The 18,291-nt window shown below is 60.4% G+C and carries 15 protein-coding genes; 3 read left to right on the top strand and 12 right to left on the bottom strand.

Features of this window, described 5'->3' with window-relative positions; genetic code table 11:
* Nucleotides 1-46: 46 nt before the first annotated feature.
* The 7 genes from phoR to pstS form a co-directional block, all read right to left on the bottom strand.
* A complete protein-coding gene (gene phoR, locus ACQ4W6_RS12260; protein WP_436567463.1) occupies nucleotides 47-1,363 on the bottom strand; it encodes a phosphate regulon sensor histidine kinase PhoR in 1,317 nt (438 codons plus the stop codon).
* 11 nt (nucleotides 1,364-1,374) lie between these two features.
* The gene (locus ACQ4W6_RS12255; RefSeq protein WP_034755074.1) at nucleotides 1,375-2,064 is read right to left on the bottom strand and encodes a response regulator; all 690 of its coding nucleotides are present in this window, start codon (nucleotides 2,062-2,064) and stop codon (nucleotides 1,375-1,377) included.
* 5 nt (nucleotides 2,065-2,069) lie between these two features.
* On the bottom strand, nucleotides 2,070-2,780 hold the full coding sequence (gene phoU, locus ACQ4W6_RS12250; protein ID WP_436567462.1) for a phosphate signaling complex protein PhoU: 711 nt from the start codon (nucleotides 2,778-2,780) through the stop codon (nucleotides 2,070-2,072).
* Nucleotides 2,781-2,840: 60 nt separating this feature from the next.
* The gene (pstB, locus tag ACQ4W6_RS12245) at nucleotides 2,841-3,623 is read right to left on the bottom strand and encodes a phosphate ABC transporter ATP-binding protein PstB (RefSeq protein WP_436567461.1); all 783 of its coding nucleotides are present in this window, start codon (nucleotides 3,621-3,623) and stop codon (nucleotides 2,841-2,843) included.
* 40 nt (nucleotides 3,624-3,663) lie between these two features.
* Nucleotides 3,664-4,560, bottom strand: a complete 897-nt coding sequence (gene pstA / locus ACQ4W6_RS12240) for a phosphate ABC transporter permease PstA (protein WP_436567460.1) — start codon at nucleotides 4,558-4,560, stop codon at nucleotides 3,664-3,666.
* On the bottom strand, nucleotides 4,557-5,528 hold the full coding sequence (gene pstC, locus ACQ4W6_RS12235) for a phosphate ABC transporter permease subunit PstC (RefSeq protein ID WP_436567459.1): 972 nt from the start codon (nucleotides 5,526-5,528) through the stop codon (nucleotides 4,557-4,559). The genes pstA and pstC overlap by 4 nt, the downstream gene beginning before the upstream one ends.
* A gap of 224 nt (nucleotides 5,529-5,752) precedes the next feature.
* Nucleotides 5,753-6,802: a phosphate ABC transporter substrate-binding protein PstS gene (pstS, locus tag ACQ4W6_RS12230; protein WP_436567458.1), complete on the bottom strand. Its 1,050-nt coding sequence runs from the start codon at nucleotides 6,800-6,802 to the stop codon at nucleotides 5,753-5,755.
* A 270-nt stretch (nucleotides 6,803-7,072) separates the two neighbouring features.
* Between pstS and ppk1 the strand changes: the two genes are divergently transcribed.
* The 3 genes from ppk1 to ACQ4W6_RS12215 all read left to right on the top strand — a co-directional run bounded on the left by ppk1 (nucleotide 7,073) and on the right by ACQ4W6_RS12215 (nucleotide 10,220).
* Nucleotides 7,073-9,166 (top strand): polyphosphate kinase 1, encoded by a 2,094-nt coding sequence (gene ppk1 / locus ACQ4W6_RS12225; RefSeq protein WP_436567457.1) that lies wholly within the window; start codon nucleotides 7,073-7,075, stop codon nucleotides 9,164-9,166.
* A gap of 34 nt (nucleotides 9,167-9,200) precedes the next feature.
* Nucleotides 9,201-9,659 carry a phosphohistidine phosphatase SixA gene (gene sixA, locus ACQ4W6_RS12220; protein ID WP_436567456.1) on the top strand — a complete coding sequence of 153 codons (459 nt, stop codon included), beginning with the start codon at nucleotides 9,201-9,203 and terminating at the stop codon, nucleotides 9,657-9,659.
* A 435-nt stretch (nucleotides 9,660-10,094) separates the two neighbouring features.
* The gene (locus tag ACQ4W6_RS12215; RefSeq protein ID WP_254926692.1) at nucleotides 10,095-10,220 is read left to right on the top strand and encodes a hypothetical protein; all 126 of its coding nucleotides are present in this window, start codon (nucleotides 10,095-10,097) and stop codon (nucleotides 10,218-10,220) included.
* An 84-nt stretch (nucleotides 10,221-10,304) separates the two neighbouring features.
* Here the strand turns inward: ACQ4W6_RS12215 and ACQ4W6_RS12210 are convergent, their stop codons facing one another.
* The 5 genes from ACQ4W6_RS12210 to ACQ4W6_RS12190 all read right to left on the bottom strand — a co-directional run bounded on the left by ACQ4W6_RS12210 (nucleotide 10,305) and on the right by ACQ4W6_RS12190 (nucleotide 18,180).
* Nucleotides 10,305-11,426, bottom strand: coding sequence for a polyamine ABC transporter substrate-binding protein (locus tag ACQ4W6_RS12210; RefSeq protein ID WP_436567455.1), 1,122 nt, complete (start codon nucleotides 11,424-11,426; stop codon nucleotides 10,305-10,307).
* Nucleotides 11,427-11,540: 114 nt separating this feature from the next.
* The gene (gene clpB / locus ACQ4W6_RS12205) at nucleotides 11,541-14,147 is read right to left on the bottom strand and encodes an ATP-dependent chaperone ClpB (RefSeq protein WP_436567454.1); all 2,607 of its coding nucleotides are present in this window, start codon (nucleotides 14,145-14,147) and stop codon (nucleotides 11,541-11,543) included.
* A gap of 121 nt (nucleotides 14,148-14,268) precedes the next feature.
* On the bottom strand, nucleotides 14,269-14,742 hold the full coding sequence (moaE, locus tag ACQ4W6_RS12200) for a molybdopterin synthase catalytic subunit MoaE (RefSeq protein WP_436567453.1): 474 nt from the start codon (nucleotides 14,740-14,742) through the stop codon (nucleotides 14,269-14,271).
* Entirely contained in the window at nucleotides 14,739-17,333 is a 2,595-nt protein-coding gene (locus ACQ4W6_RS12195; RefSeq protein WP_436567452.1) for a DUF349 domain-containing protein, read from the bottom strand. The genes moaE and ACQ4W6_RS12195 overlap by 4 nt, the downstream gene beginning before the upstream one ends.
* Nucleotides 17,334-17,538: 205 nt before the next feature.
* Nucleotides 17,539-18,180, bottom strand: a complete 642-nt coding sequence (locus ACQ4W6_RS12190) for a hypothetical protein (protein ID WP_436567451.1) — start codon at nucleotides 18,178-18,180, stop codon at nucleotides 17,539-17,541.
* Between the last annotated feature and the right edge of the window lie 111 nt (nucleotides 18,181-18,291).

Raw genomic sequence — 18,291 nt, 5'->3', positions numbered from 1 at the left:
TTGCACTAGTCGCCTTGGAACACAGGGGAGCCATCCCCTGCCCCCATTACTTGGCCAGCAGCTCGCCCTGCAGTGGCGTGACGACAGATTTTGGCATGCTGACGATAAAGCTGCTGCCCTTGTCGGCGACGGAATCGATGGCCAAAGTCCCCCCATGGCGCAGCAGCACGTGCTTGACGATGGCCAGGCCCAGGCCCGTACCCTGGGTTTCGCGCGAACGGCTCTTGTCGACGCGGTAAAAACGTTCCGTCAGACGCGAGATATGCTCAGGGCTGATGCCGATGCCCGTGTCTTGCGCGATGAATTGCGGTCCGGACGGGCCCTCCTGCCAGCGCAGGGTGATGCTGCCACCGGCCGGCGTGTAGCGCACGGCGTTCGAAGCGAGGTTGCCAAAGGCACTGTAGAGCTCGTCGTAGCTGCCCAGCATGTCAGGGCCATTGCATTCCATTGTCACTTCGTGCTTGCCGGCCGACAAGCCCTTGGCGTCGCGCAAGACCTGCTGCATCAGCTTCTTGATGTCCACCGGCTCGGGGCGCAGCGGGTAATCGACCGATTCCAGGCGCGACAGGGTCAGCATGTCCTCGATCAGGTGCTGCATGCGGTGGCCCTGCTCCGTCATCAGCTTGATGTGGGCGGCGCGCGTGGCGGCGTCCAGGTCCAGCTCAGTGGAAGCGATTTCCAGGAAGCCCACGATGACGGTGAGCGGCGTGCGCAGTTCGTGCGAGGCGTTGGCGATGAAGTCGCGGCGCATCCGTTCCAGGCGCTCGGTCTCCGTTACATCGTGCGTGACGAGAATCTGGCGGCGGTTCTCGAAGGGAATGATCTGCACGATCAGCTTGCGGTTGCGAAAGGTGATCGTCAAGGGCTGGTCGTAGCGGCCCAGGATGATGTAGTCCATGAACTCGGGGCTGCGGATCAGGTTGGTGACGCGCATGCCCTTGTCGCGCTCGTGCGTCAGGCCCAGGTGCTTCTCGGCGGCCGGATTGCACCATTCGAGGAACAGCACGTCATCCATGATGACGACGCCGTCCGGCAGCAGATGCATGGCCTGGCGGAAACGCGCCAGCCATTCCGTCAGCTCGGCCTGGTTTTTCTCGTCGTCGCGGCGCATGCGGTACAGGCGCGCGAAGATGCTGGTCCAGGCGCCCCAGCCGTCGGGCAGCCTGGCGCTTTGCGGATTGTCCAGCCAGTTACTCAGCTGGAACAGGTACGACAGCTGCACGAACACCGCCATGACCATCAGCACGAAGGCAATACCCAGCGCATACGTGGCGCCAAACAGATACCAGACGATCGCCACGCCCAGCAGCACCAGCACCATGCGCAAGGCGGCCGGCACCCAGAACAGCAATTTCGGATTCATAGAGGCAAGCTTTATTTTTCAGACAACATGTAACCGACACTGCGCACCGTCTTGATCAGGCTTTCTGCCTCTTTCAAGGCTTTGCGCAAGCGCAATACGTGGACATCGACCGTGCGTTCCTCGATCACCACATGGTCGCCCCACACCTTGTCGAGCAGCTGGCTGCGCGAAAATACGCGCTCCGGATGGGCCAGCAGGAATTTCAGCAGCTTGTATTCGGCGTGGCCGATATCGATCTTCTGCTCATCCATCATCACGGTGCAGCTGACGGGGTCCAGCGCCACGTTGCCGGCGCGCATGGGCGCCTGCGCGTGTTCCGGACTCTTGCGTCGCAAGAGAGCCTTGGCGCGCGCCAGCAGTTCGCGCGGCGAAAACGGCTTGGTGACGTAATCGTCGGCCCCGCTGTTCAGGCCGGCCAGTTTGTCTTCTTCCATGCTCTTGGCGGTGAGCATGATGACGGGGATGGCGGCGAAATTGCGGTCGGCGCGGATGCGCGAGAGCAGGCGCAAGCCCGTTTGATCCGGCAACATCCAGTCGAGCAGGATCAAATGCGGCGTGCGGTGCTGGATGAATTCCCAGGCATCGGCGACGTTTTGTACAGAACAGCAATTCCAGCCCGATTCGCGCAGCGAATAGGTCACCAGTTCAACGATGGCCGGCTCATCTTCAACAATCAATACCGTGGTTTTATCAGATGCCATAAAGCTTACTCAGGGAGCTCCTCGGAAATGGCGGGAGCAGCCAGCTTGGTGTGGCGGATGTCCTTGCCTTCGACCACGTAAATCACGTATTCGGCGATGTTTTTCGCATGGTCGCCGATCCGTTCGATGGCCTTGGCCACCCACAGGGTATCGAGCGCCGCCGAAATTGTGCGCGGGTCTTCCATCATAAAGGTGATCAAGTTGCGCATGATAGACCGAAACTCATGGTCGATGATGGCATCTTGTGCAATTAATTGTAATGCCTGCTTGCCATCATTGCGCGCGAATGCGTCCAGCGCGTCGTGCAGCATGTCGGTGGCCGTGTTGGCAATGCCGCGCACCATCTCGTAATGGTTGACGACGCCGTTGCCCCGCTGGTGCAGGTTTTTGGCCACGCGGGCGATCTTGGCAGCCTCGTCGCCTACGCGTTCAAGGTCGATAATCACCTTGATGGTGGCCATGATGGTGCGCAAATCGTTGGCGGCCGGCTGGCGGCGCACGAGTAAATGGCTGCAGGCGTCGTCGAGCGACACTTCCAGCTGGTTGACGACGTCGTCTTCGCGTATCACGCGGTCGGCGCGTTCCGGGTTGCCGATGCGAAAGCAGGTCATCGCGTCGAGGAACTGGGTTTCAACGATGCCGCCCATCAGCAGCACTTTCGAGCGGATCGCCTCGAGTTCGTTGTCATATTGCTTGGATGAATGTTCGCCTATCATGCTGTGTCTCCGTATTCAGTTGTCTTGTATATAGCGGCTAGATGCTAGATGCGGGGCGGATCAGCCGAAGCGGCCGGTGATGTAATCCTGGGTTTCCTTGCGGGCCGGATTCATGAATATCTGGTCCGTATCGCCAAATTCCACCAGTTCGCCCAGATACATATACGCCGTGTAGTCGGAGCAGCGTGCCGCCTGCTGCATGTTGTGCGTCACGATGGCGATCGTGTAGTCCTGTTTCAGTTCGCTGATCAGCTCTTCCACTTTCGACGTCGAAATGGGGTCCAGCGCGGAAGTCGGCTCATCGAGCAGCAAGACATCTGGCTTGACGGCCACGCCGCGCGCGATGCACAGGCGCTGCTGCTGGCCACCCGACAGCGACAGGCCGCTCTTGGAAAGCTTATCCTTGACTTCGCCCCACAGTGCGGCTTTTTTCAGGGCCCACTCGACGCGCTCGTCCATCTCGCCTTTCGACAGGTCTTCATACAGGCGCACGCCAAAGGCGATGTTGTCGTAGACCGACATCGGGAACGGCGTCGGCTTCTGGAACACCATGCCGACCTTGGCGCGCAGCATGTTGACGTCCTGGTCCGCGTCAAGCACGTTGCGGCCGCGGTACAGGATCGAGCCTTCCGCGCGCTGGCCCGGATACAGGTCATACATGCGGTTCAGCGTGCGCAGCAGGGTTGACTTGCCGCAACCGGACGGGCCGATGAAGGCCGTCACTTTTTTCTCGTGGATATCCAGATTGACGTTGTGCAAGCTTTGCGTCTTGCCGTAAAAAAAGTTCAGACCCGAAATCTCGATGGTTTTTTTCTTTGGCGCCTGGTCTTGGGCTGGATTCATTTGCGTATTCATATGGGTTCGCTTCGCTCAATATAGCTAATTAATTGGGGACTTTTTGGCTGAACACGGTGCGCGACAGGATATTCAAGGCCAGCACGCTGAAGGTGATCAGCAGTGCACCGCCCCAGGCCAGCGAGCGCCAGTTGTCGTACGGGCTCATGGCGAACGAAGCGATGACAGACGGCAAGTTGGCCATCGGCGCATTCATGTTGAAGCTTTGGAACTGGTTATTCAAGGCCGTGAACAGCAGCGGCGCCGTTTCGCCGGCGATGCGGGCCAATGCCAGCAGTACGCCGGTAACGACACCGGCCTTGACGGCGCGCAGGCGCACCAGGGTGGCCACCTTCCAGCGCGGCGCGCCTAGGGCAAACGCGGCTTCGAGCAAGCTGTTCGGTACCAGACGCAGCATGTTATCCGTCGTGCGCACCACCACCGGCACGGCAATCAGCGACAGGGCGATGGCGCCCGCATAGCCGGAAAAGTGTTTTACGTGGGCAACATACAGCGCATACACGAACAGGCCGATGACGATCGACGGCGCCGACAGCATGATATCGGTGACAAAGCGCGTCACTTGCGCCAGCTTGTTTTCTTCGCCATATTCGGCCAGATAGATACCGGCCAGGATGCCGACCGGGGTGCTGACCAGCGTGGCCATGCCCACCATCAGGGTGCTGCCGACGATGGCATTGATCAAGCCGCCACCTTCGCTGCCCGGGGCCGGCGTGGTTTGCGTGAACAGGTCGATCGACAGTGCGCCGAAGCCTTTGACCACCAGGGTGAACAGAATCCACACCAGTACGGCCAGGCCCAGGGCCATGGCGGCCACCGACAGGGCGATGCCGATGCGGTGCATCAACAGTCGCTTGCGGTAGACCGGGTTCATGGCCGGCTTGACCGGAACATCGAGCGTGCTAACTTGGCTGATTTGGCTCATTTCGTGCCTTCCTTGCGGGACATGCCTGCCAGCATCAGCTTGGCGGCGGATAAGACGATAAAGGTGATGACAAACAGGATCAGCGCCAGCGAAAACAGCGAAGCCACGTGCAGCTCGGATTGCGCTTCGCCAAATTCATTGGCCAGCAGGGAGGTGATGCTGTTACCGGCGGCAAACAGCGACCACGACAGCTTGTTGGCGTTACCAATGACGAAAGTGACGGCCATGGTTTCGCCCAGTGCGCGGCCCAAGCCCAGCATGACGCCGCCGACGACGCCGGTCTTGGTGTACGGCAAGACGATCTTGCGCACCACTTCCCAGCGCGTGCAGCCCAGGCCGTAGGCCGATTCCTTCAGCACGGCGGGGACGATTTCAAACACGTCGCGCATCACCGAGGCGATGAAGGGGATGATCATGATGGCCAGCACCAGGCCGGCCGTCAGCAGGCCGATGCCCATCATGGGGCCGCTGAACAGCTGGCCGATGACGGGGACGTTGCCCAGGGTGGCTTTCAGGAGTGGCTGGACGTGGTCGGCAAACAGGGGCGCGAAGACAAACAGGCCCCAGATGCCGTAGATGATCGATGGCACGCCGGCCAGCAGCTCGACGGCCGTGCCCAGCGGGCGGCGCAGCCAGGCCGGGCAGATTTCAGTGAGGAACAGGGCGATGCCGAAGCTGACGGGAAAGGCGATCAGTAGGGCAATGACCGATGTGACCAGGGTACCGATGATGGGAATCAGGGCGCCGTACTGGTCATTGACGGGGTCCCACTCGGCCGTGATGATGAAACCCAGGCCGAAGGCACGGAAGGCCGGTATCGATTCCATGATCAGCGAGATGATGATGCCGAGCAGCACGATCAGCACCGACAGGGCGAACAGCATCGTCACCTTGTGGAACAGAAAATCCTGGATGCGCTGCTTGCGCATGGTGGAAAGCATTTGCGCGTGACTGATGGAATCGCTCATGGTGCCGCCTGGCATGGGGATCGTGGAGGAGGTAGATTGTGCGCTCATAGTGTGCCATGTGGGTAGTACTGCAGGTATTACTATTTTTATCTTGGTCTTTTAGCCGGGAGCGCCTGCAAGGTCTTGCGGGCGGTCCTGGCTAACTCCCTGCCCCGCCGCCGTGCTGCTGGCGGGGGACAAGGATGAGTACAAAGAATGGATACTTATGTGGTCAAGCTATCGCATTAATAGATGGCTTTGCCGGAAGCGTCCTTCAAATTGGCTTTCCACGATTCCTGCACCAGTTTCACGACCGATGCTGGCATAGGCACGTAGTCCAGTTCGGCAGCAGCGGCGCCGCCGTTCTTGTAGGCCCAGTCGAAGAACTTCAGGACTTCCTTGCCCTTGACTGCATCAGCCTGGACTTTGTGCATCAGGATGAACGACACGCCAGTAATAGGCCAGCTGTTCTTGCCAGCCGTGTCGGTCAGCACCACGCCAAAGCCTGGGGTCTTGGTCCACTCTGCCGAAGCGGCAGCGGCCTTGAAGTTCTCGTCGTCAGGTTGCAGGAAGTTGCCATCCTTGTTTTGCAGCTGGGTGTGCGACATCTTGTTTTTCTTGGCGTAAGCCCACTCGACATAGCCGATCGAACCCTTGATGCGCTGTACGTTCGCTGCAACGCCTTCGTTGCCCTTGCCGCCCACGCCTACGGCCCATTTCACAGCAGTGCCAGCACCGATTTTCGATTTGAATTCAGGGTTGGTTTTCGACAGGAAGTCGGTGAACAGGAAGGAGGTACCCGAGCTGTCAGCGCGGTGCACTACGGTAATTTCCGTGTCCGGCAGCTTGACGCCCTTGTTCACTGCGGCGATTTCCGGTGCGCTCCACTTGGTGATCTTGCCCAGGTAGATGTCGCCGACGATCTTGCCCGTCATTTTCAACTGGCCTGGGGTCACGCCGTCGAGGTTGACGATGGTGACCACGCCGCCCATGATGGCCGGGAATTGCATCAGGCCCGCTTCTTCCAGCTCTTCCGCTTTCAACGGCATGTCCGAGGCGCCGAATTCAACAGTCTTGGCCTTGATTTGCTTGATGCCAGCGCCGGAACCGACGGACTGGTAGTTCAGGCCGTTACCGGTGTTGGCTTTGTAGGTTTCAGCCCATTTGGCATAGATCGGGTACGGGAAGGTTGCACCAGCACCTGTCATATCTGCCGCCATGACGGAAGCGGAAGAAAATGCCATCGCTGCCGAAGCACCCACGACGATAAATTTGACCATTTGCTTCATTTGCATATCAAGTCCTCAGGGTTGTTAGGGCTCAAAGTCCCGGTTGAATGCTGCGCAGTCTAGCAAGTGAATATGACAGCTTTATGACATGCGCCAGATTTCTTGAAATATTTGCCTACGCCCCGGGAAATCCCGCTTCGGCATAAAAAATGACAGGCCGGGCGAAGCTTTATGACAGAGTATGTCACGCTGACGTCATATTTCATAATTACACTCACAACACGTCATACATGATGAAATACGGCTAGAATTAATTATCTGCAAAGACAAAAGAATATGAAACCTGAACTGCACACGGAAGTGACCAAATCAGGCATCCTGCTTGACCGCGAGCTGTCGCAACTGACTTTTAACCGGCGCGTGATGGCCCAGGCGGAAGATCCCGGCATTCCCTTGCTCGAGCGCCTGCGCTACCTGTGTATCGTCAGCAGCAATATGGATGAGTTCTTCGAAGTGCGCGTAGCCAGCCTGCTGGCGGCCGGCAGCATCGGCGGTTCGCTGGCAGGCCACCCTGCCCTGGCAGCCAACCTGGAGCGCATCGGCAAGGAGTGCCACGCGCTGGTGGAACGCCAATACGAGATATTGAATAACGACGTCTTGCCGGCCCTGCGCGAAGCAGGCGTGCACTTGCTGCGCGACAAAGACCGCAACGATGCGCAGCGCGCGTGGGTCAAACAGTATTTCGACCGCGAAGTGCGCCCCCTGCTGACGCCTATCGGCCTCGATCCGGCCCATCCGTTCCCGCAAGTGGTGAATAAAAGTCTCAATTTCATCGTCTCGCTGAGCGGCAAGGATGCATTCGGGCGCGGTACGGCCATTGCCATCGTCAAGGCACCCCGCGTCTTGCCGCGCGTCATCAAGCTACCCGACGAGATTTCCGGCGATGGCGTGTCCTTCTGTTTATTGTCTTCCGTCATCCATGCACATATCTCGGACATGTTCGCCGGGCGCGAAGTGATGGCCTATTCGCAATTCCGGGTCACGCGCGACAGCGACCTGTGGGTCGACGAAGATGAAGTCAAGAACTTGCGCCAGGCCCTGAAGGGCGAACTGGTGGGCCGCCAGTTCGGCACCTCGGTGCGCCTGGAAGTGGCGCGCAATTGTCCACCGGAATTATCACAGTTCCTGCTCGACCAGTTTAATCTGGATCAAAGCCGGCTGTACCGCGTCAACGGTCCCGTGAACCTGGTGCGCCTGTCGGAAATGATCGACCACGTCAAGCAGCCCAAACTGCGCTTCCCGCCATTCTTTCCCGGCGTAGCGCATAAAGCCATCGGCAACGACATCTTTGCCGCGCTGAACAAGAACGACATCCTGATGCACCACCCCTACCAGTCGTTCCAGACGGTGATCGACTTCGTGCGCAGCGCCGCGCATGACCCGTCCGTGGTGGCCATCAAGCAAACCATTTACCGCACGGGCATGAATTCGGACTTGATGGAATCGTTGATCACGGCGGCGAAGTTGGGCAAGGAAGTGACCGTCATCGTGGAACTGATGGCGCGCTTCGACGAAGAGGCCAATATCAACTGGGCCGACAAGCTGGAACAGGCCGGTGCACAAGTCGTCTACGGCGTAGTTGGGCTGAAAACCCACGCCAAGGTGGCGCTCGTGATTCGCCGCGAAGAAGGCGCGCTGCGCTTCTACGCCCATTTGGGCACCGGCAATTACCACCCTACTACCACCAAGCTGTACACAGACTTCGGCTTGCTGACGGCCAAGCAAGACCTGGCGGTGGAAGTCAATGAAGTCTTCATCCACCTGACCAGCCTGACCAAGCCGCACAACCTGAACCATCTGTGGCTGGCGCCGTTCGGCCTGCAAAGCGAAATCATCAAGGCCATCCGCAACGAGGCAAAGATCGCCCGCTCAGGCCGGCGCGGACGCATCATCGTCAAGGTCAACGCCCTGGTCGATGAATCCGTGATCCGCGCCCTGTATGCGGCCTCGACCGATGGTGTGAAGATCGACCTGATCGTGCGCGGCGCCTGCACCCTGAAGCCGGGCGTGCCGGGCCTGTCGGAAAACATCAAGGTGCGCTCCGTGATCGGCCGCTTCCTCGAGCATAGCCGCATTTATTACTTCCGCAATGACCTGGCGCACGATGTGTACCTGGCCAGCGCCGACTGGATGAGCCGCAACCTGTTCCGCCGCGTCGAGGTAGCCTTCCCCGTGCTGGACCGGGCACTCAAGCGGCGCGTGATCGCCGAGGGCCTGAATCCCTATTTGAAGGATAATACAAATGCATGGGAACTGGAGCCGACGGGCCAGTACGCGCGCCGCAAGCCGCGCGGCAAGCAAAGTCCGTTCAGCGCCCAGCAATACCTGATGCACACGCTGGGCACGCCGGACGCGGAGGTCAGCGAATAAGCGTAGTTCGACTTTCAACACAGAGGAGTACAGCATGGATCTCATCTTGTGGCGACACGCAGAAGCCGAGCCGGGCGTGCCCGACCTGGAACGCGCACTGACAGTCAAAGGCCAAAAACAGGCGCGCCGCATGGGGGAATGGCTGGGCTCGCAGTTATCCGAGAATTGCCGCATCCTCGTCAGCCCCGCCCTGCGCACCTTGCAAACGGCCGAGGCGCTGGGGCGCAAGTTCAAGCTGATGCCGGAACTGGCGCCGGGCGCCGAGGCGGAAGACATCCTGAAGGCGGCCAACTGGCCAGCCGGCAAGGAAACCGTACTCATCGTCGGCCACCAGCCCACCCTGGGCCAGGCGGCCGCCCTGCTCCTGACGGGCGAGGTGCAGGACTGGGAAATGCGCAAGGCAAGTGCATGGTGGTTTTCACAGCGTGAGCCTGGCGACCCCGTCAGCGTGTATTTAAAGGCCGTAATGGCACATGACCTGGTGATCAAATAGGCGTGCTGAAGCAGGAAAATGCGCAAGGCCAGCGCAGGATGGACAGGTTCTCGCAACGCGAACCGGGCGACCCGGTCAGCGTGTATTTAAAGGCTGTAATGGCACATGATTTGGTGATCAAATAGGCGTGCTGAAGCAGGGAAATGCGCAAGGCCAGCGCAGGATGGACAGGTTCTCGCAACGTGAGCCTGGCGACCCGGTCAGCGTGTATTTAAAGGCCGTGATGGCACATGACCTGGTGATCAAATAGGCGTGCTGAAGCAGGGAAATGCGCAAATCATGCGTTGGGATAAATACTGGCAGAAATCACAAGCAGGCAGCCTTGTAAAGCGCCGCCGATCTGCTAGAGTTTAATTGCATCAACTACGTGTTGGAGTACTGCTCTGGCACATTGAGCAACCCAGCGGACGGCCGCCCAACGGCGGCTGAAAGACCATGTTAACCTTCCTCGTTTTTCTCTTCATCGCCATCTTCGCCGCCATCATCGGCTTCGTCGCCTTTGAATTGATCGAAGAAATGCGCGGCAGCCATCACAAGCTGATGGATCGCTACCACGAGTAGCGCTCACCTCGGCACTATCGCATGGCGCCAGCGACGGCCTACAGGCCCGTCCCTCGCGCCATCCTTATATTGACACTCCCCCGTTTACACTCCCGTCTTGAACTTCGTATAGAGCCGCGTCATCAAACGGCGAATATCGGCGGTGATCGCTTCCGGTGCCGCCATGCGCTGCTTGTCGGCGTCCGACAGGAAGATGGCCTTGTTCTCGCCAATGTCCTTGCGCACATATTTGATGCTGGCCGGATTCGGATTCGCGTAAAACACCTTGTTGCTCAGGCTGGCATGCACTTGCGGACGCAGAATGTAGTTAATGAAGGCATGCGCATTGTTCGGGTGCGGCGCATCGGCAGGGATGGCCATGGTGTCGAACATCAGGGCGGCCGTCTTCGGCACCAGCACCTGGATCACATTGCCGTTTTTCGCATCGATGGCGCGCTGGCGCGCAATATTGATGTCGCCAGACCAGCCCAGCGCCACGCAGACGGAACCATTGGCCATGTCATTGATGTAGCCGGACGAGCTGAACAGGGTCACGTATGGACGGATGGCCTGCAGCACCTTGCCCGCTTCCTGGTAATCGGCGGCCGACTTCGAGTAGGCGGGCTTGTTCAGGTATTGCAGCGCGGCCGGCAGCACTTCGGATGGCGAATCGAGGAAGGAGACGCCGCACGATTTCAGTTTCGACACGTATTTCGGGTCGAAGACCAGGTCCCAGGCGTTCTCGGGCATGGGCATGCCGCCCAGCGCAGCCTTGACCTTGTTGACATTGATGCCCACCGTCGTGTAGCCCCACAGCCAGTCGACCAGGTAATCGTTGTTCGGGTCGATCTTCGACAATTTGGCTTGCAGGTTCTGGTCCAGGTTGCCCAAATTCGTCAGCTTGCTCTTGTCGAGTTTGCGCAGCAGGCCCGCATCGATCTGCAGGCGCGCCCACTGGGCCGTCGGCACCACGATATCGTAGCCAGACTTGCCCGCCACCAGTTTCGCATTGAGGATTTCGTTATTATCGAAAACATCATAACGCACCTTGATGCCGGTTTCCTTTTCAAAATTCTTGATCGTATCGTCGCCGATATAGTCCGACCAGTTATAGATGTTCAGCACTTTTTCTTCCTGAGCCTGAGCCTGGGCAGGCAATGCCAGCACGGCCGCCGCCAAGGTCAATCCCACTCCAATGCGCCGCCCTGCTTGCCACGTGTTTGCCATCGTACCGCCTCCGGAAATAATCAGAAAATAGTGCCGATCATAGCAAGAAGGGCGGCATCAGGTCTAGCCTGATACCGCCCTTCTTTCACAACCGGGGTCAGTCCCCAAACAACGTTACACCTTGTCCAGCCCCACTTGCGCCCCGGTAAACACCAGGTTGCCGTTGCGGGCATCGATGCGGATCTCGTCTTTCGGGCCAAACTTGCCTTCCAGGATCAGCTTCGACAGCGGATTTTCGATCTGCTGCTGGATTGCCCGCTTCAATGGACGGGCGCCATATACGGGATCGTAGCCCGCTTCGGCAATTTGCTGCAATGCGGCGTCGGTCATGCTCAGCTGCATGTCCATGCGCGCCAGGCGTTCTTCGAGGATCTTCAGCTGGATCTTCGCGATCGCGCCGATGTTTTTCTCGTCGAGGCCGTGGAACACCACGATTTCGTCGATACGGTTGACAAACTCGGGGCGGAAGTGCGAGCGCACCTCGGCCATCACGGCCAGCTTCACGACACCGGGATCATCGCTTTCCATGGCCTGGATCTTGTGCGAACCCAGGTTCGAGGTCATGATGATGACAGTATTCTTGAAGTCCACCGTGCGGCCCTGACCGTCCGTCATGCGTCCATCGTCGAGCACTTGCAGCAGCACGTTGAAGACGTCAGGGTGCGCCTTCTCGACTTCGTCGAGCAGGATCACGCTGTACGGCTTGCGGCGCACGGCTTCCGTCAGGTAGCCGCCCTCGTCGTAACCGACATAACCGGGCGGCGCGCCGATCAGGCGGGCCACGGAATGCTTCTCCATGAATTCGCTCATGTCGATGCGTATCATCGATTCTTCCGTATCGAACAGGAAGGTCGCCAGCGCCTTGCTCAGCTCGGTTTTGCCCACACCCGTCGGCCCCAGGAACATGAAGGAACCATAGGGGCGGTTCGGGTCGGAGAGGCCGGCGCGTGAACGGCGGATGGCGTCGGCCACGGCCGTGATCGCTTCATCCTGGCCCACCACGCGCTCATGCAGCTTCTCTTCGATGTGCAGCAGCTTGTCGCGCTCGCCCTGCATCATGCGCGACACGGGGATACCCGTCGCGCGCGACACCACTTCGGCGATTTCCTCGGCGCCCACTTGCGTGCGCAGCAACTTCGGCTGGCCGGGATCGAGCTTGGCCAGGCCAATATCGGCTTGCTTGAGCTGGGCTTCGAGCTGTGGCAGCTTGCCATATTGCAATTCCGACACTTTCTGCCAGTTGCTCTCGCGCGTCGCCTGCTCCATCTGCAGCTTGACGTTCTCGATCTCTTCCTTGATATGCGTACTGCCTTGCACCACGGCTTTTTCCGCCTTCAGGATTTCCTCGAAATCGTTGTATTCACGCTGCAGCTTGACGATTTCTTCCTCGATCAAGGCCAGGCGGCGCATTGAGGCTTCGTCTTTTTCCTTCTTCACGGCTTCGCGCTCGATCTTGAGCTGGATCAAGCGGCGTTCCAGCTTGTCCATCACTTCCGGCTTGGAATCGATCTCGATCTTGATCTTTGCCGCCGCTTCATCGATCAAATCGATGGCCTTGTCGGGCAGGAAACGGTCCGTGATGTAGCGGTGCGACAATTCCGCCGCGGCAATGATGGCCGCGTCCGTGATTTCCACCTTGTGATGCAGCGCATATTTATCTTGCAAGCCACGCAGGATGGCGATCGTCGCCTCCACGGTGGGCTCCTCGACCAGCACTTTCTGGAAGCGCCGTTCGAGGGCAGCATCCTTCTCGATATACTTGCGGTACTCGTCAAGCGTGGTGGCGCCCACGCAATGGAGTTCGCCGCGCGCCAGCGCCGGTTTGAGCATATTGCCCGCGTCCATCGCGCCTTCGGCCTTGCCCGCGCCCACCATGGTGTGCATCTCGTCGATGAAAACGATGGTTTGCCCTTCGTCCATGGCCAGTTCCTTGAGCACGGATTTCAGGCGCTCCTCGAATTCGCCGCGGAATTTCGCACCTGCCAGCAAAGCTGCCATGTCCAGCGAGAGTACGCGCTTGCCTTTCAGGGACTCGGGCACTTCACCATTAACGATGCGCTGCGCCAGTCCTTCGACGATGGCGGTCTTGCCCACGCCAGGCTCGCCGATCAGCACAGGGTTGTTCTTGGTGCGGCGCTGCAGGATCTGGATAGTGCGGCGAATTTCATCGTCGCGGCCGATCACAGGGTCGAGCTTGCCCTGGCGGGCGCGTTCCGTCACGTCCAGCGTGTATTTTTTCAGCGATTCGCGCTGGCCTTCGGCCTCTTGCGAATCGACCTTGCCGCCGCCGCGCACAGCATCGATGGCCGAGGCCAGGGCCTTGCGCGACAGGCCGTTTTCGCGCGCCAGCTTGCCGCAGTCGGACTTGTCGTCCGTCATGGCCAGCAGCACCATTTCGCTGGAAACGAACTGGTCGCCCGCCTTTTGCGATTCCTTGTCCGCCAGGTTCAAGAGGGCCACGAATTCGCGGCTGACCTGCACGTCGCCGCCCGTGCCGGACACTTTCGGCAGGCGTTCGATCGACGCAGTCAGGGCCTTCGACAGGCCGCCCACGTTGACACCGGCACGCTGCAACAGCGAACGGGCGCCGCCGTCGTCCTGATTCAACAGGGCCGTCAGCAAATGGACTGGTTCAATATAAGGATTGTCATTGCCCACGGCCAAGCTTTGCGCATCGGCCAGGGCTTCTTGTAGCTTGGTAGTCAGTTTATCTTGTCGCATGAAAAGCGCTCCCGGTTAATTAGTTGTTAACCAAATTGGGGTGAGGCGGTACTTTTCAAGCATACACAAAGCAGAAAACCGATGCACTTGGGCAAACACTACCGTGCGGGGCGCGTACGATTCAAATGGGGCTTGCTTTTGCCGTCCACTTGTTTAACGCCGCGTCGTCGCTGTCGCGCGCATCGACCCAGCGCGCGCCCTCGGGCGTGTCTTCCTTCTTCCAGAACGGCGCTTCCGTTTTCAGGTAGTCAATGATGAACTCGCAGGCGGCAAACGCCTCGCCCCGATGCGCAGACGAGACGGCCACCAGCACGATCTGCTCCTGTGGCAGCAAGGGGCCGACGCGGTGGATCACCAGCGCGCCCGACAGGGGCCAGCGCTGGCGCGCCTGCGCCACGATGGCCTCGATGGATTTCTCCGTCATGCCCGGATAATGCTCAAGCTCCATCGCCGCCACGTCCAGCCCCTCGTTCATGTCGCGCACCGTGCCGACAAAGCCGACGACGGCGCCTACCTTGGGGTTGCCTGCACGCAATTGTGCGATTTCTTGACTGAGGTCAAAATCGGCTTGCTGGACGCGCACGCAAATCGTCATTTGGCATGGCCTCCGATGCGGCGCAGCAGGGTTTCGATGCGGCTGGCCGTGCGCGCATCGGTGGCGGCGGCAATCGCGCACAGCTGCATCAGCTGCGACACTTGCGTGAGCGGCTTCTGGCCAGATTTCAACGACGATTGCAGCACTTCCACCTGCATTTTCAGGCGGTCGCGGGCAAATTCAGCGCCGCTGTCGACGCCAGCGACGATTTCCAGGCGCAACACTTCATCGAGCAAACGGGCCTGGTTGGCCTGCAATTGCTGCACATAGGCACTGGCGCCCTCGCCCAGCGCGGCCTGGGCGGCGGCAAAGCGCTGCTGCAGGCTGCGTTCATATTGCGCATCGAGCGCCGGCAAGGCGCTCCAGCGCCCGGCCCAGTGTGCAGCTTCTACACTGGCGTCGCCGTCGGCCAACGAGGTTGCCAATGCAGTTTCCAGCGCCTGCACCAGACGCAGCTTGTCGCGCAAGGCGTTTGCCTGCGCCGCGCCAGCGCGCTCGGCGATGGCCTCAGCCTGGGCTTGCACACCGGCAACAGCTGCCTGGTAGCGCTGCTCGATCTTCGCTTCGCTGGTGCGCGGCACGGGGCCGGTGGCGTTCCAGGCGGCACGCGTGTCGCGCAGCAACTGCTGAATGGCAGCCGTGCGGCTCTTGTCGTCGCCCTCAGCGATGACGGCCGTTTCCAGCGTGGCGCACAGCGCCTCGCGCGCATGCAGGTGTTCGCGCCGCTCATGGTCGGCCGCATGGGCCGTTTCCTTGCGCTTGGCAAAGATATCGTCGCAGGTGGCACGGAAACGCTGCCACAGCGCCTGTTCGGCGCGGCGCTCCAGCGGCAGGGCCTTGGCCAGTTCCTGCCATTTATCCTGCAAGGCTTTCAACATGTCGACCGTATTGCGCTCGGACGGCTTCAGCAGGCCCACTTCGACGATCAGCTGCTCGCGGCGCGCCGTCTCGATCAGGCGCTGTGTGTCCAGCGGCTTCGACAAGGCGTCCAGCGCGGCGCCGAATTCGGCGTCCAGGCGTTTCTTTTCCTTGCGGTCGATGGTACCGAGGCGCGTCCAGGCCTGGTGCAAGCGCTGCGAGCTTGATGCCACGTGTTTCCAGTCCGTGCTTTCCTGCGCCGCCAGAGCCGCTGTTTCCGTAATCAGTTCCTGGGCCTTGGCCGCATTGCCGTGGCGCTCGTCGGCCAGTAGCTTGAAATGCTGGGCTGCTGGCGCGTACGCCAGGCTGCAAGCCGCATCGAAACGCTCCCACAGAGACTTGGGCGCCGGACCGGACAGGGTGTCGAGCGACTTCCAGCGTTCGCGCAGGCTGCCCACTTTCTTGGCCAGCTCGGCCATGGCCAGTTCTTGCGCCGGCAATTCCTCGCCCGCCTTGACCAGTTCCTCGCGCGAGACGTTGCCGCCCCAGCGCGCCCAGTCGGCCAGGCGCTTGAATTCGGCACGCACATGGGCCAGGCGATCCGCTTGCGCCGGCGTCAAACGGCCATGTTTGCTGTCGCGCAAGGTCTTGTCGTGTTCGGACGCCACATGCAGCAAGCCATCCTGCAGGGCCGCTTCCATGGCGTCGAGCGCCTTGAAGAACTGTTCGGTCGCTTCCTTCGATACGGGAGCGTGCTCCTGGCGTGGCTTGCGCGGTGCCGGCTCGGCATGCGCCGGCGCCGGCACTGCGGCGAGCGCAGTGGCAACGGGCGCCGGTGCGCTGGCCAGCAGGGTCAAAAATTGCTGCTGCAAGCTGTCGGACAGTGCTGACTCCGGCAAGCGCGGCAGGGCTTGCCAAGCGCGTTTCAAGGTATCCGCATCGAGCGTGGCGGCGTCTTGCACCTGCCACTCGGCCAGCGCGGCCTGGCGCGCGTCGAACACGGCCTGGTGCTGCTGCAGTGCCTGCAAGGCAGACTGCGCCTCGCTGCGCGCCTGCGTGAAATCGCTCTCCAGGTGTTTCGGCAGCGAGGCGCGCTCCGGCGATTGCGCGTGCTGCGCATGCTGCGCGTCCAGACTTGCCAGCGCCTGCGCCAGCTGCTCGGCAGACTGGCCGTCCGTTGCCAACGCGCGTGCGGCGACGACGGCGTCGATCACGGCGCGCTGCAAGTCCACTTGCGCTTCCAGGCGGGCAGCGAGCGCCGCGCGCGCGGCGGCAAAGGCGGTGGCCAGTTCTGGCGTGGACTTGATGACCTGCCATTGGCGGTCCAGTTCGGCTACCTGGTTGGGACTGAGTTTTTCATCGTTCAACAGGCGCTGCGCCGTGTCGATGCTGGCCTGGGCGCGCTGCGTTTCGGCTGCCTGATGGCGTATCAGGTCGATCCGGCCCTGCATCAGCTTGGCGACGCGGCGGTCCGTGTTGCGCATGGCTAGCTGGACTTTTTCCAGCAGCGGCAGGGAATGGACATGCTCGGCCGCGATCAAACGGGCATCGGCAAATTCGCTGGCCACGATGAAATCAAGGGCGGCGGCTTCGTCGCCCGCCACGGCATGCGCACGCGCAACCTGTTCGGCGCGGCGCGATGCGCTCAGCGCCGAAGCGGCGGCCTGTTCTGCCACGACAGGATCGGGAACGGCAGTCTTGCTGGCAGAACGTTTGAAGAGAAATTCGAACATGACGGGTTTCGCGTGGATCAAAAGCACCATCATAACAAAGCCCGGGGCATTGCATCGGACAGCAATGAACAAGTTACCAAATAAGCAAAATCAATATTTCCCTACGGCGCACGGCGCGCAAACCCAGCGCAACATGTGCTGGCAACCGGTGCTGGCAACAGGGCCGGCCGCAGTCACGCCGCAGGGGTGTGCGCTCGCTACCGGCTCAAGCCTTCGCGCGCAGCGGCTGTGCCGTGACACGCTGCGCGAAAGCACTGCCAGTGCCAGCGCTTTCCTCGCTGCCGGCAAGCGTATCGTGGGCCGGCAAGATGAAGGTGTGCACTTGCGCCTTGCCGTGGCGCGCCTCGCGTGCCTGCGCATCATGGGCCAGGAACTGATAGGCGATGGCAAACCACGCTTCGCCCACGATGACCTTGCGCGCCAGGGCGAACAGTTCGCGCTCTTCTTTTTCCATGCGTTCGAGCAGGGCCGCGCAAAAGGCGTCGATGGCCGCGCACAGCTGTTCAGCCTGCAGCCCGGAACTGTCGATGGCGGCCCCGGCGCGCTGCTGCACGGCGTGGACGCTTTCCAGCGCGGCGTGGTGCAAGCCGTTGAGTTCGTCCAACAAGCCATCAGCAAGTGGCGTGGCCTCGCGGATGGCCGGAATCAGATACATCTCCACCTTGCGCCAGTAGCCGCCCTGATACAGCCGGCTCAGCCAGTCGCCCGCATACTCCAGTTGCGCCAGGCTCAAACAACTCTGGTGGCGCAGCTGCACATGCATGTATTTCTGAAAAGCCAGCAGACTCAAGCGTATGCTGGCCTGCTCCACTGACAGGGACACCAAACTATATGTTGCCGTAAGCATGCACTCACTCCTAAAGCACGTCGGATCTATCATCCTGGAAGTGAAAGTGTAAAGACTCCCGACACAGGCGGGTTTGATCCAGCACAAACCATGACAGGACGCCGCGCGCTT

The sequence above is a fragment of the Janthinobacterium woesei genome, from assembly GCF_051380875.1.
Taxonomy (GTDB): domain Bacteria; phylum Pseudomonadota; class Gammaproteobacteria; order Burkholderiales; family Burkholderiaceae_D; genus Janthinobacterium.
Note: the sequence above shows the minus strand (reverse complement) of the source record. Positions and strands in the feature narration are given on the sequence as shown.